The sequence below is a fragment of the Limnospira sp. PMC 289.06 genome (assembly GCF_032350395.1).
GTDB lineage: Bacteria > Cyanobacteriota > Cyanobacteriia > Cyanobacteriales > Microcoleaceae > Limnospira > Limnospira platensis.
Genome location: NZ_JARPLC010000024.1, coordinates 1 through 14,674 on the forward strand (window position 1 = coordinate 1; position 14,674 = coordinate 14,674).

The window sequence follows — 14,674 nt, forward strand, 5'->3', positions numbered from 1 at the left end:
AATGGTTCAGGAATCACAGATATTCTCTGGTATGCTCCCGGTCTTGACCCGGATTTTCTGTGGTACTTTAATCAAGATGGGAACTATGACAGTTTTCAGTTGACGGTTAATGGTCATTATGCCCCATTTCCAGCGGATTTAGAAGTCTTCTAAGGGTTCCCGGTTTAAGAGTTCTCGACGTTGCCGCCATTGGGGGAGATACTCATCCATATAAGCCTGAAAACGGTCATTGTGATAACGTTCTAATAGATGCACTAACTCATGAACTACCACATATTCCAAGCACTCAATCGGTTTTTTCGCCAGTTCTAAATTTAACCAAATCCCGCGCTTAGTTATATTACAACTTCCCCATTTAGTCCGCATTTTCTTAATGCCCCAATAGGTGACATTTTCCCCGATAATGGGTTGCCATTTATTCAGCAATTGTGGTATAATATCCCGGAGTTGTTGGCGATACCATTCGGCTAAAACCAGGGCGCGATTGTCCCGAGAAGTTCCCGGATTAACGAATAGTTGCAATCGGGAAGCATTGAGGATTTTAACTTCATGTTTCCCCCGGCGTTCTATGACTTCTAAGCGGTAGCGTTTACCAAAAATATAATGGCTTTCTCCTGATACCATTTCCCGCTTCGATTGACGGGGTTGGGCGGCAAATTTAGCCCGTTGTTTCTTAATCCAAGATAGGCGGTAAATTATCGCCAGTCGGATATTCTCATCAGTCATTTGATCGGGGGCAGATACCCGCACCCGCCCCTCTGGGGGATAGACGACAATATGCAGATTTTTAATGGATTTCCGAATCACTTGCACGGGAATTTCGGCAATAGTAACCTGGTATTCTGTGGGAGATTTACTGATAGTCATGCTGCTGTTTAATTAACTCTAGCAGTTGGTCTAGGTCTGGGTCTAGTTTAGCATTACTCAGGACAGAATCAACGGCGTTTTTAACTTCTCTTTCTTTGAAACGATTACCAATCCAGCCGTCTTTTTTGGTGGTTTTCACAACTCCATCAATAGCTAAGGCGATCGCCTCATTTTTGCCCAGGTTATCGTAGAGGGAACGGAGGGCGGGCGTATTTAAGCAAGGGGGATAATTCCTCACCGCTGACCCGGTGGGGTCTATCACTTGTCGGGCTAGTTGTTTCACCTGTTCCAAATACTCTTGGTAACTGATAGCTTGCTGGTGACGTTGTGCAATCAAAGCATCCAATAGCTCGGACATTTCCTCATAATATTTCGGGTTAATCGGACTCTCATCTAAGATAATTTTGCGGATGTTATTCTCGATGGTTTCCGCCATGGCTTCCTCATCTTTCAACCCTTCCGGGAGGCTATCTAAAGCCTTTAAACCCTGATTTACCATAAGCTGCACCAGTCCCAACTCCTCAAAGTCCGCCACTAGGTTACTGGGTTCAGCCCTGATATAAGTATCCATCAGGTAACGCATAGCCGGTTCATAGATTTTACTGTCGATATAGTCGCCGCTGGCAATTTTCACCTCGTCCCGCATTTTGCTGTATTGGCTAACCTCCTCTTTAATGCTGGCTGCTTCCTGGGGGGTGTATCCCGCCGCTTCCATTTCGTTGGCGAGGTTACTATAGGCGCGAATGGCGGCGTTAACGGTTTGATAGAGGGCGACCCGTTGGGCTTCGTTGGCGGCGAGGGCGGTTTTATCCGTGGTGTCGGCGGCGCAGAAATAATGGAGATAGTCGGAAGTGTGACGGGGACGGGGGACGGTTTCACAGAGGGCGCGGACGGCTTCTAGGGCGGTTTCTAGGCGTTCTTGGCCCTTGGAAAGGCGATCGCTCAATAACCCCGCCACGTCCGCCGCCTCGTAGTCCTCAAAAGCCCCGCTAGTGTAATCTGTAACCGCCCCCTCTAATTGCTGGAACAGGTCCTTATAATCCACAATATAGCCATATTCCTTATCCTCTCCATCAAGGCGATTAACCCGACAAATAGCCTGAAATAAGCCATGATCTCGCATCGTTTTGTCAATATAGAGATAAGTCGCCGGGGGTGCATCAAAGCCCGTTAACAGCTTATCCACCACAATTAACAGGCGCATTTGTCCCGGTTCATCAATAAAGCGCCGTTTAACCTCCTGCTCAAATTCCCCCACCCGATACATGGCTTCATCTTCCGGCTGATTAAAATAGTCCGCCAACATACGCCGATAAATCCCATACTGGTGGAGTTTTTCCGTCAGTCCCTCCCCCGTTTCCTCCCCTTTAATATCCGCCGGGGAAGGTTTATAACTGGTGATGATCGCACATTTACCCTTAAAGTCCGTTTGGCTGAGAATTTCGTAGGTTTTGCAGGCTTGATAAATGCTGCTACAGACCAGCATGGCGTTACCCCGTCCGTCCATTAGTCGGGGTTTGGTTTCCATGTCTAGGAGAATATCGTTAACAATTTGTTCCAGGCGAGACTTACTAGAGAGGAGTTTTTGCATCGTCCCCCATTTCTTTTTCAGTTGGGTTTTGGCAAATTCTGACAAGCCGCGAGTTTTCGCCTCAAACCACTGGTCTATTTTCTGGGGACTGGTGAGGGTTTGGTCAATGTCCCGCGCCTCATATCGTAAATCGAGGATAACCCCATCTCTCACCGCTTCGTTAAATTTGTAAGTGTGGATATACCCCCCAAATACTTCGATGCTGCGCTGTTTGTCTTGTTTCAATAGGGGAGTCCCCGTAAACCCGATAAATAGGGCATTCGGGAGCATTTGCTTCATGGCGGTGTGGAGTTTCCCGGACTGGGTGCGGTGACATTCATCCACAAACACAAATAAGTTACCCTTGGGGGAGAAGTTGCTGGGGAGTTGCTGGAGGCTGTTAATAAATTCCTCCGTCGCCTCTTGGGAAGAGTGACCGAATTTGTGAATGAGGGAACACATTAACCAGGGTTGGGTTTGGTTGAGTTTATTCATCAGGTCGGCGCTGCTTTCGGTGCGGTAAATCTCCTCATCGACTCCTTTAAAGATGCTGCTAATCTGTTCGTCGAGTTCCGTGCGATCGCTTATAATTAAAACCCTAGCCTGCCTTTGATGTTCCCGAATCCATTTCGCCAGCCACACCATAGTTAGGCTTTTTCCTGACCCTTGAGTGTGCCAGATAATGCCACCCTCACGGCGATCGATAAATTCCTGGGCGACTTTAATCCCAAAATATTGGTTATGGCGGCAGGTTTTTTTAATCCCCGCATCAAAGATAATAAAGTCGTGGATGATTTCCAGCAGGCGGCTTTTTTCACACAGTAGGCTAAGATGCCAATCTAGGAGACTCTCAAAGGCATTAACTCCCGCTTCTTTCCATTCCAAATAATACTTTTCCGAGGTTTCGATAGTGCCGTAGCGGAGTCCTTGGGTATCGTTTCCCGCCATCACTAACTGAAGCGTCGTAAAAAAGGGGCGGATAAATTCCTTTTTTTGATTATCCAGATTTTGACGGATACCTTCCGCCACCGAAACCGTGGAACGTTTGAGTTCCAGAACCGCCACAGCAATACCATTAATATAGACCACAATATCCGGGCGTTTCTTCTGGTTGCCTTTTATCGTCACTTCTTCCGCCAGATAAAAGCGATTATTGTCGGGATTTTCCCAATCAATGAGCCAAACCGTTTGAGTTTGTTCACCCGCCCCCCCTTTCACCTTTACCCCATAACGCAGCAGGCGATAAACAGCCTTATTAGCATCATAAAGGTTTTGGGTTTCTCCCAAGCTGGCGGCTTTATCCAATTCTCTCAGGGTTTTATTGATGAGGGTGTCCTTAATGCCTTGCTGGGTGAGCCATTGGGTTAAATATTCAGCCTCTATATTGCCGTTATTTTCTCGGTCTTTCCAGTTTCCCAGATAGGTATAACCCAGTTGGTTTTGAAATAGTTTAATAACGCGGTTTTGGGTAACTCGTTCAACTTGTCCAACTTTAATCATGATTTGCTTCTCTGGTAGTATTCAAGAAATTTAATAAATCTTAGCCAACAGTCCGGGGAGTTAGGTTGTCGGGGAACTCCTACATCAAGACTTCTACAAATACCTGGATAAACTCAACCTAAACCCCGGCAATATTTCCTCACCCGATAATTCTATGGGTAAATCCTGCACTTCTACCTGTTTCCCCAAGCGATAAATTTCTACCTGTTGCTGTTGGGGGTTAATTAGCCATGCCAATTTTACCCCGGCTTCCATATATTCTTGCATTTTATTATGTAGCATTTTTAAATCATCCGTTACTGACCTTAACTCAATGACAAAATCCGGGGAAATGGGAGGGAATTTCTGCCGTTGTTGGGGGGTTAATGCCGCGTAACGTTCCCGGCGAATCCATGCCGCATCGGGGGAACGGTTAGCACCATTTGGCAATGTAAAGACAGTGGAGGAACTAAACGTATAACCTAGGTTAGTTTGTCGATTCCAGATTCCCAAATCAATAATTAAATCCGCTTCTCTATTGCCGCTATCCCCTCCCACTGGTGGCATAATAATTAACTCTCCTTTAGCAGTCCGTTCAAAGTTAAAATCAGCATTGTTTTGACATAATTGATAAAACTGCTCATCACTCAGGCAAACTCGGTCTAAATTTAATATCAAAGCAGCCATAGTCCTAGACATCGTTAAAATAGTGAGAATTATTATTAATTGACCATTGACATTTGACAGTTAATAATTTATAATTAAATCAACCGACCAAATATCAGCATCCAATTCCAGATTCCTCATTCCCCTTTATTATGACTCAAACCATTACTAAACCCATATCCTTTGATGAATTTGTCGCCTGGTATCCAGAAAATGCCACCTGTAAGTATGAACTACACAACGGAAGGATTGTCGAAATGCCTTTAGGAACAGGAGCGCACTCTAATATTATAGGCTTTATCCGCCTAAAACTGGGAGTTATAATTGACCGTTACGAGTTACCTTACTCTATCCCCGGTGATTGTTTGCTGAAACCGTTGGATGATGAATCAGGTTATCAGCCGGATATTATTGTGTTGGATAAGGGGGAGTTAAGCAAGGAACCCCGTTGGCAAAAAGAGTCTATTATTACCTTGGGGGGTTCCGTGCGGTTAGTGGTGGAGGTGGTTAGCAATAACTGGCAAAATGATTATCTGAGAAAGGCGGGAGATTATGAGTTAATGGGAATCCCAGAATATTGGATTGTCGATTATTTGGGGTTAGGGGGGCGGCGTTTTATTGGTGAACCTAAATCTCCGACGCTTTCGGTTTATACAATGGTTGATGGGGAGTATGAAGTTAGACAATTTCGAGGTAATGATAGGGTGGAGTCTGTGGCTTTTCCTGAGTTGGGGTTAACGGTTCAACAGATTTTTGAGGGTTAAAAATTTAAAAATGATATTTTCTGATGGCTTCTTCTAGCTTTTCTCGGTCAGGTTCGGGTAAGCGAGGGTTATGGAGACAAGCGGTTAATTTTGTGTAATGAGGTCGAGATAAATCAGGCATATATTTTGTATTGATTAGGGTGAACTAATTTAAGTCAGTGGCTATATATAAAGTCTTTTATCTAAGATGGGGGTGTTGTCAATATCTGGCACTCTATCAATGGCTTTTTTAAGGTGGTTTATATTTTCGGGAGACACCCAAGATAAACCGCTTTTTAATATATCTAAGGCTACTTGGCGCGCAATTTGGTTAAGGTTGGCTTGAGAAATTGGATTTTTCAGGTTGCTAAAATTGATGATATCTTCTCGGATGACTTGCCCAAATTTATTTTTAAACTCTCTTTTTTGCCTCAATTGCTTGTGGAAAAGGTTAGCCTGTATCCCCATCTTTTCGATAATATCGGCATTATAAAAAGGGACACCTAAAACATTAGATTGATGTCCGATAACCAAGATAATGCGGGCGTTTTTTTTGCTGACCCTAGAAAGTTCTCGGAGAGTCTCAGCCATGTCTAAACAGTATTGGACTACTGTATAAAATCGGTTGCTGCGGTTGGCTCGATTTGAGCCTATTTCTGACCGTGCTATTGTTAATAAATCCCAGCCTAGAAGTTCGGCAGATTTGCGGTAGTTTTGATGATAGTTAAATACGTTGATATAGGGGGGAGAGGTGATGATAAAATCGATTGAGTTGTTGGGTAATGGCAGACAACGGGCATCTGATAAACCTATATTTATGGGGTGGTCGGAATAGGGCAGATTTTTGATAAGATTAACTAAATCGGCAAGTTTTGACTGGATTAATTCGTTGGTAACAGCATTGTTGGCAACATCGAGCAAAATCACTAAAGCCTCAAATATTTGGCTGGCTTCTGGGTCTAGCTGATTCCTAATTAGGGTTAATTTTTCGGCTAGGTTTTCCACTGGCTCATTTTGAAAGATTCTATAAGGAAATTCTCGATCTACTAATTCCCGCAGGATTTTAATTAACTCCTGTTTTCTGGGTTTATTGATAAGTTGATAGGTTTGGCTGAGAATATAAGCGGCTGGGTTAATATCAAAGCCATAGGCGGGAAGTTGGAGATTTCCGGCTTCTAGTAAAACGGTGCCGCTACCTGCAAAGGGGTCTAATATGACGGCATCAGGTGGGCAATATTGTGTTAAAATTATTTCGATAAGTTGAGGGGAAAATTGACCCCGCCAACTAAACAAGTTCGACCGGGTTTTGTTGACAATATTTAGTTTTTCTTGGGGGATGGGTTTATTAAAGGGCTTCAATTTCCAACCTCTCAATATGGTTGCTGATTTCTGGTTGTTGGTGTTATCTCTATCAAGGCTTAATTAACCGCGTTCTCCCCGTTAAGAGTTCCTGCATCATTCCCTGTTTTATGGCTTGGGTTTTGGCGCGACGTTTTTCTAAGGCGGCAATTTCTTTGTCCATGTCCGAAAGCACAGAGGCGATCGCTTTTTGTTCTGGAAGGGGTGGAATTAAAATCTGGATTTTTCTTAGGCTATCTAGTCCAATTCTTTTTCTTGTTGAACCCGTGCTTGCATTTTCAGCGAGTAATCTAAAATAGGGAGAATTAATGTAACTGCAAATAAAATACGAGTCGTTATCGGCTTTATTTACACACAATCTAATTCCATCAGAACACATTAAGTAACGAGGGTTTATATCTGGGATAATACAGGCTCTAGCTACAGGGTCGCCCATTTTTGATAGTATTATATCATCCGGATAAATATTACAACTTAAAAGTTCATCAGCTTTTATTGAAGAGGTAAAAACTTGGGAGTCATTTATAAACTCTCCATCTCCAATATTTTGCAGTTGGATTATTTGAACTCCTTGCTCAGTGTAATCACAGAATTTTAAGTTAGAACCGAATGGTCCACCTGTAAAGCTCCATTTAGTGCTATTGTCCGCAATAGTCCCTAACCGCTTTTCCTCCCATTCTCCACCAAACCCCGGTAAGCGAGTCTTACCCGTGAGGAGTTGCTGCATAGTGGCGGTTTTGATGTGGCGCTTTTTGGCGATTAGCTTATCTAGGCTGCTGATGAGTTCGTCAACGTCTGAGAGGACAGAGGCGATCGCTTTTTGTTCTGGAAGGGGTGGGATAGGATATATAAAGTCTATTGCATCACTAATATTAAATTGTTTTTGTGCAGTACCGTAATGAACATGATTAATTTGGTTTTTTCCCAGTCGGGAATTCATCATGTAACAGAGCCAAAGCGAGTTAAAAGATGAATGTTGCCGAATAATCATCATAGATGCACAATTACAGCCATCTAATTCAGTAGGAATAACAGCCGTTATCCCAGGTTCACCAACGCGGACAGTTACCAAGTCTCCTGCTTTCAATCGCGATGCGGGGAGTGACTCATTACTCGCTGCGGTGATTCTATTAGCTATCTTCCAATTAATATAATTTTCATAAATGTGAGAACCGACCAACATCGGAATTGTTCCCTTATCATCAAAATATGAAGATGGATTTATAACAAGACCTACACTCTGAGAAGGAGATATTTGTTTTAGATATTTCACCTCCCAATCTTCAGGAATCACCCCCACCTCAGTCTGCTTATACCCCGGCGGCACTTGATTGTTATTCCCAGCTAATTCTTGACGGCTCATCTTTTCCCTCAATTATCAATTATCAATTATCAATTATCCAATTCCCATTTTCCGCAAATGCTCATCAACCCGACTCGCTAACCTCTCCACCTCATCCACTAATTGGGGCAAAGGTTCCGCATAACGCTCATCTAACTCCTTAATTCGACTCGCCAACTGCTGCGTTACCCGCTCAATTTCTGCCAAAATCATCCCCTCCAAAGTCGCCCCCCACTTATCCACAATTACCAAGGTTTTAATCTCCTCCTCCCTTAACTTAGGATACTTGGTAAACACTAACCTATCCAGTGCCTCCTGAGCCGCTTTAATCGCCTTTTTTAACTCCGCTTCCCGGTCAAATAACCCTAAACATTCCTCGCAAATTGCCAACTGTTGCCTCTCCTCTTCTGACCCATCAAAAAGCGGCAACCCTTTCAACCCCTTAATCAACTTGGTTAAATTCCCCTTAGTCACCTTCCCCCCATCCGTTTGGGCATCCGTTAACGCCCCATCTTCCCCCGTGTTTTCCTCAATTAACCCCTCCAACTCCTGCGTTACCCCATCACAATCCGCTTGTAAATCATCAATCTGCGCCTGTTTCTCGGCAAAATACCGCGCCACCAACAAACTGGGGGGAATCAAATCCGCTTTATATTTTTTCTTCCCCATCACCAAGTCCGGCGTTTCCGTCAACTTCTGCCCCTTGGACACCACCAACTCCCTTAACACCTTCCCCCCTTCCCAGCCATCTTGTGCCAGCAAATAGACATCATCCTGCATGGTTTCCCCCCAATAATCCATCAAAAGCTGATAAATGTCATAGTTATCGAGCAAGTCCGCCGCCGCCAACCGCCCCAGCAAATCCTCCGATAACTCCCCAATCAACTCCTTGGGTTTGTCCCCTATGGCGATATTTTCCAACCTCGCCCGGTGATGGTCCCGCCATTGGTGATATAGCGCCAGAGTCCCACTCACAAACTCAACCGCTTCGGGATGGTTTTTAATGGAGTGTTGATAATTGGTAATGGATAACTGAAAATAACCGGGGCGGGTTTCGGTGAATAAGTCCGCTTTTAGGGTGGGGAATACCTGCCAATAATGACCGAGGGCATTAATATCCCCCTGGGGAATGCCGCCGTTGATGTGGGCGTTGAGGTCGTGGAGGTCTTCCGGTTCGCTAGAATCGATATATCTGGGAATATTTAAGTTATAGTCATTGGCAGCGATTTCCTCCAGACTGACCAGGCGACTATAGCGGGGAATTTCTAGCTGATTATTGAAGACATCGACGATTTTATGGATGTCCTGACTGCGGAGGCGGTTTTTATTGCCATCTTTGATAAATCCCTTGCTGGCATCTATCATAAATAAGCCGTCACGAGTAGCGGCTTCCGCTTTATCCAAGACAATAATACAGGCGGGGATACCCGTGCCATAAAACAGGTTAGGGGGTAAGCCGATAATGCCTTTAATATAGCCCTGGGTAACTAGATTTTGCCGAATGGTTGCCTCGGCATTCCCCCGAAATAACACGCCGTGGGGGAGAATTACGGCCGCTTTTCCGGTGCTTTTTAGGGATTTGAGGATATGCAGCAAAAAAGCATAGTCGCCATTTTTCGCGGGGGGAACCCCATACCCAAAGCGGTTAAATTCATCTCTGGCGGTATCGACTCCATTACTCCAAGATTTGTAAGAAAATGGGGGGTTAGCTACGGCAAAATCAAACCGCTTGAGACTGCCATCTTTTTCCTTCCAATAAGGTGCGGCGAGGGTGTTATCTTTCCAAATTTCCGCCGTAGGATGGTTGTGCATAAACATATTCATCCGCGCCAGGGAATAGGTGGCGTTATCCATTTCCTGCCCATATATGCTTAATCCGTTGGGGGCTTCGTCTGCGACTTTTAGCAATAGAGAACCCGACCCACAAGTGGGGTCGTAAACGGTGGCATCTTGGCGGGTTTCTGGGGGAATTGCTAAGACTTTGGCGACGACGCGAGACACTTCGGCGGGGGTGTAAAATTGTCCTTTGCTTTTGCCGGACTCGGTGGCAAAATTCCGCATCAAATACTCATAGGCATCTCCCAGCAAATCATCGCCGTCGGCGCGGTTGGCGCTTAAATTAATGCCCTCGAAAATACCGACCAACCGGGAGAGGCGGTCTACCATTTCCTTGCCTTTGCCCAGTTTATCCTCGTCATTAAAATCGGCAATATCAATCACGCCTTTAAGGTCATTTTCGGCGGCGAGGTTGTCGATAACTTTGTTAATTTTATCGCCGATTTCTTTATCACCTTTCAGCTTCACCAAGTCGCTAAAGGCAGCCCCTTGGGGAACAATAATCAGGCCGTTGGGTTTCCCGGCATATTTATCAGAAACGTATTTAAGGAATAGCAGGGTGAGGACATAATCCTTATATTGGGAGGCATCCATTCCCCCCCGGAGTTCGTCACAACCTGCCCACAGGGAACTATATAGTTGGGTTTTTTTAACAGCCATTGACGTGCCTATAATCTACTTGTGGTGGGAGCCAGAAACTGGGTTTATTCACCCTAAATGATAAACCCTAAGCCCAATAATAAACAACTCCAAAAGTGAACGGAAACGGCGATGAATTTGCAGTTACTAACCTGTTGGGGTTGATTATGATATTGTAGGACATGGCGGCATAATTGAATGGCTGGGAAGACTCCGACAAAACTTAATAGGGTCCAAGCTGGGAAAAATCCGCCAACAACTCCGATGAGAGTTAATCCGAAAATACTACCACAAAACCAGGGTAAAATTTGCGCGCCGCGTTGGGTCCCTAAGCGGACAATGGGCGATCGCTTTCCGGCGGCGATATCATCTTCTACTTGGTGAAAATGGGAACAAAATAATATTAAGGTGGTGGCTATTCCGACTATAACAGAGGCGGCTAAATTCAGCAGTGACCAGGTTTGGGTTTGACTATAATAAACGGCGGACATTCCTACGGGTCCGAAGGCAAAAAAGCAGAGAAATTCCCCCAAGCCTTGATAACCGAGACGGAAAGGGGGCCCCTGGTAAAGATACCCTAAAAAACAGGAGAGGATAATTAACCCGAAAATGGTTAAATCTTGCTGCCACCAACAGATTAACATAATTTGGGCGATCGCCACCACGAGGCAAATATTACCAATAGTTAAAATCAGGGCTTTATTGCCGGTTAAATTGACCAGAGAATGATGTTTATTTTTATCAATACCAGTCTCGGAATCAAAGACATCATTAAGTAGGTTCTCCCAAGCTAAGATGAAAATAGCGGCGGTTAGGAACGCCATAAACACGCCCCAATTTATTAAACCAGTTTCCGACTTGGCGAGGGCAGTTCCGACCCAAATAGGCATAATAGCGACGCTGTACATAGGTGGCTTAATGGCAGCTACCCACAGCTTAGAATTAGAATCAGCAATCAGTTTAGTAGTCATTATTTAAATATGTGGCTTAAACAACGGAGGAAATGAGGGAGGGTCGGATATTTTCAACAATTAGTTTAAAGTTATCCGAGGGCACAATGGTAATTCCCCGGCGCACGGGACGCACAGGACCTAAATCAGCTAGGGAAAATTGGCAACGGCTGAGGACAGTCGCTACGATGATTTTAATCTCAAATAGAGATAATGCCATGCCGATACAACTACGAGAACCGCCACCAAAGGGGAAGTATTCATAGGGGGAAAATCGACGTTCTAAAAATCTTTCGGGTCGAAATTTTTCGGGTTCTGGGTAGGTTTGCGATCGCCTATGGGCTAGGTGAATGCAGGGGACTAGGACGGTGCCAGGTTGAAAGCGATCGCCGCCAATAGTCACAGACTCACGCACCACACGAGGCTGAGAAATTAAGGCAATAGGGTGAAGACGCAAAGCCTCCCGACAAACTGCTGTTAAATAGGGAAGTTGCACCGCCTCCGCCGGGTCGCTATCACTTCCGAGGGTCTGCAATTCGGCGACCAGTTGATCTCTAATGTAGGGGAATTTATGAATCCAATAAAATACCCAAGCAGTGGCTGAGGCGGTGGTATCATAACCTAGGAGCAATAGGGTAATAATCTGATCGCGCAATTCCTGATCACTCATACCCTCGCCGTTTTCATCCCTCGCCGAAATTAGCAAAGATAGGACATCTTCCCCTGTGGCTTCCCGGCGGCGATCGCCTATGGCAGTATAAATCAGATCATCAATTTGTTGTCGCTGTCGGAGAAATTTGCCCCAGGGACTCGCCGCACCGAGATCCTTTTGCAAAGCCGGCCAAAAAAACTGTAGGGAGTTGAGGGGGGAATTTACCCACTCTAAATAGGTTTCTAGGGTCTGTTGCAGTTGGTTCATCAGATAACCGGGACCCAACCCCAAAACTACCTGTAAAATGGTTTGTAGGGACATTCGGGCGGTATACTTGCGGATAGAGATACAATCACCAACAGACCAGTTTTCCGTCACGGAGTCGGCAATATTGGCGATCGCCTCACCATAGCGGGGAAGTTGCTTCCCGTGTAGGGGTGGCATTAACAACTGTCTCAGGCGTTGATGTTCCGATCCATCTTTAGCAATTAAAGACTGTGGCCCGGTCAGGGGCTCAAATACATGGGTAATGCGTCCTAACTCCAATTGATCAGCCGGACACAGACCCTCAGACCCGGCAAAAATTGCCTCGATCGCCTGTGGATGACTAAAAAAAACCACCGGCGGCGAATTATTGCCTAAAACCCGCAAAGTAAAGCGATCGCCATATTTATCGGCGCAGTTTTCTAGGTATTTGGGAGGATCAATAACAAGCTGCAAAATTTGCAGGGGGGACATTAATCTAGGGCCATCAGGCAGTTTCATGCGTGTCTGGTTAAATTCAGCCAATTCAGTGGGTGGGTCAATTCATAATACCATCGCCTTATCACCCTCTGACCCTCTCCTAGGGCCGGATTTGTTAAGGTTTATTACCACAGACAACCCAGAGGCGATCGCTAATATTGCCTTTTCTAAAGCCTAATGGCATAATTCCCGAACTGATTTTTCCCAATTGTCGGCTAGGTCAAGCTTCCCAAGTCTTGAACCAATATCAGTCAGTGTTGTATATTGCTCTAATAACTGACCTTCTGGGCGCAAAGGCTGTTTTCTTGGTAACATCCCTATATTGATCTGTTATTCTATTCTATGCTGGCTGTACCTCCTCCCCAATTGCTTTGGCAAGACCGCCGGGAACTGCATCGCTTTCTGTGTGAGTGCCAGCAAAATTGTCTTGTCAATTCTGAGCCTCAAATTATTAGTATTGTTCGGGAAATTGATGCCGTTGACCCTCTCCGGTTTTTGGAAGCATTCTTAACAGAGGATAAGCCACATTTTTACTTTGAAAAAGCTCAGTCAAAACAGGCGATCGTCGGCTGGGATGCTGCAGTCAAATTAACTATTAACAACGGGGAAAGATTTGCCAAATCTCAGGAGTTTATCGATGGTTGGTTTCGCCGGACAATTATCGCCGGGTCTGAGTCGGATTTGACCGCCCCAGCTTTTTGTTGTAGTTTCACGTTTTTTCAAGACAATTATCAATCTAATTCGGAGCATTATTATCTCAGGAATTACCCGAATGTAGATAACTATCATTCCCAGCCAGTCTTTCCCGCCGCCACTCTATTTTTACCATCAATCCTACTCTATCAAAAAGGCGATCGCTATAGTTTACTAATCAATACTTTGGTCGACAAAAATTCAGATATTGACGCTGTAACTCGGTCTATATCGGCAAAAATCGACACAGTTAATAATCTGAAAAAAGGCAGCATTCCAGCAGAAATAACCAAGAATTTACACCCCCGAACCATTTGGATAAATCCACAAGTGGGAGATTTTCATAAGTCAGTATCGGCGAATTTGCAGTTAATTGATACGGGAAAACTCAGTAAAGTTGTGCTATCCCAAGCCTTTGATATTTGCTCAGAGCGACCATTTCGGCTCATCAATTCCCTGGCAAATTTGCGATCGCTTTATCCCGACTGCTACATTTTTTCCACCGGAAACAGCCAAGGCCAAAACTTTATAGGTGCGAGTCCAGAGCGCCTAATTACAGTCAATCAAGGTAATTGTAGCACCGATGCGCTGGCAGGTTCTGCCCCCCGTGGTGAAACGGAAACGGAAGATGCAGAAATTGCTCACCGCCTCCTATCAAGTGATAAAAACCTACGGGAACATCAAGCCGTAGTCGATTTTATCATAGAACGTCTATTACATTTAGGCTTGACCCCTTCGCCTTCGCCAAAACCCAGGCTAATGCAATTATCCAATATTCAACACCTGTGGACTCCCATAACTTCCCCCATATCCCCCAATATTCACCTATTAGATATATTGGCGAAACTACACCCGACCCCCGCCGCCGCCGGGACTCCCTGCGAAATAGCGATCGCTCAAATTAGGCAATACGAAACCTTTGACCGGTCCTTATATGCCGCTCCTTTGGGTTGGGTAGACTATCACGGTAATGGGGAATTTATCGTAGGTATTCGTTCCGCTTTGATAGACTGCGATCGAGCTAGACTGTTCGCTGGAGCCGGAATAGTCGCCGGGTCTGAACCTGAGCAAGAATTAGCCGAAATTCAACTGAAACTACAAGCCCTGTTGAGAGCATTAGTATAACACAAAAAT

At 45.0% G+C, this 14,674-nt stretch carries 10 protein-coding genes and 1 pseudogene; 3 read left to right on the forward strand and 8 right to left on the reverse strand.

What is annotated here, in order from left to right; all coding sequences use genetic code 11:
• Positions 1-138: 138 nt before the first annotated feature.
• From P5674_RS07635 to P5674_RS07645, 3 genes are all read right to left on the reverse strand, one after another.
• A complete protein-coding gene (locus P5674_RS07635) occupies positions 139-867 on the reverse strand; it encodes a M48 family metallopeptidase (RefSeq protein ID WP_014274534.1) in 729 nt (242 codons plus the stop codon).
• Positions 854-3,937: a type I restriction endonuclease subunit R gene (locus P5674_RS07640; protein ID WP_190490352.1), complete on the reverse strand. Its 3,084-nt coding sequence runs from the start codon at positions 3,935-3,937 to the stop codon at positions 854-856. Before P5674_RS07640 ends, P5674_RS07635 begins: the two co-directional genes overlap by 14 nt.
• A 93-nt stretch (positions 3,938-4,030) precedes the next feature.
• A complete protein-coding gene (locus P5674_RS07645) occupies positions 4,031-4,603 on the reverse strand; it encodes a Uma2 family endonuclease (RefSeq protein ID WP_014274532.1) in 573 nt (190 codons plus the stop codon).
• Positions 4,604-4,734: 131 nt separating this feature from the next.
• Between P5674_RS07645 and P5674_RS07650 the strand changes: the two genes are divergently transcribed.
• Entirely contained in the window at positions 4,735-5,346 is a 612-nt protein-coding gene (locus P5674_RS07650) for a Uma2 family endonuclease (RefSeq protein WP_315669910.1), read from the forward strand.
• Positions 5,347-5,508: 162 nt separating this feature from the next.
• Here the strand turns inward: P5674_RS07650 and P5674_RS07655 are convergent.
• The 5 genes and pseudogenes from P5674_RS07655 to P5674_RS07675 form a co-directional block, all read right to left on the reverse strand.
• Positions 5,509-6,708, reverse strand: a pseudogene (locus P5674_RS07655) (DNA methyltransferase); the annotation flags it as partial.
• Positions 6,709-6,736: 28 nt separating this feature from the next.
• Positions 6,737-8,047: a restriction endonuclease subunit S gene (locus tag P5674_RS07660; protein WP_315669911.1), complete on the reverse strand. Its 1,311-nt coding sequence runs from the start codon at positions 8,045-8,047 to the stop codon at positions 6,737-6,739.
• 33 nt (positions 8,048-8,080) lie between these two features.
• A complete protein-coding gene (locus P5674_RS07665; RefSeq protein WP_315669912.1) occupies positions 8,081-10,522 on the reverse strand; it encodes a type I restriction-modification system subunit M in 2,442 nt (813 codons plus the stop codon).
• Between the two features lie 53 nt (positions 10,523-10,575).
• Positions 10,576-11,472 (reverse strand): 2-carboxy-1,4-naphthoquinone phytyltransferase, encoded by an 897-nt coding sequence (gene menA, locus P5674_RS07670; protein ID WP_062945612.1) that lies wholly within the window; start codon positions 11,470-11,472, stop codon positions 10,576-10,578.
• A 16-nt stretch (positions 11,473-11,488) separates the two neighbouring features.
• Positions 11,489-12,868 (reverse strand): cytochrome P450, encoded by a 1,380-nt coding sequence (locus P5674_RS07675; protein WP_315669913.1) that lies wholly within the window; start codon positions 12,866-12,868, stop codon positions 11,489-11,491.
• Here P5674_RS07675 and P5674_RS07680 point away from each other — a divergent pair.
• Together P5674_RS07680 and P5674_RS07685 are read left to right on the forward strand one after the other, a co-directional pair.
• Positions 12,867-13,025, forward strand: coding sequence for a hypothetical protein (locus P5674_RS07680; protein ID WP_014274527.1), 159 nt, complete (start codon positions 12,867-12,869; stop codon positions 13,023-13,025). The two genes, P5674_RS07675 and P5674_RS07680, sit on opposite strands and share 2 nt — an antisense overlap.
• A gap of 164 nt (positions 13,026-13,189) precedes the next feature.
• The gene (locus P5674_RS07685; protein ID WP_315669914.1) at positions 13,190-14,665 is read left to right on the forward strand and encodes an isochorismate synthase; all 1,476 of its coding nucleotides are present in this window, start codon (positions 13,190-13,192) and stop codon (positions 14,663-14,665) included.
• The last annotated feature ends 9 nt before the right edge of the window (positions 14,666-14,674 follow it).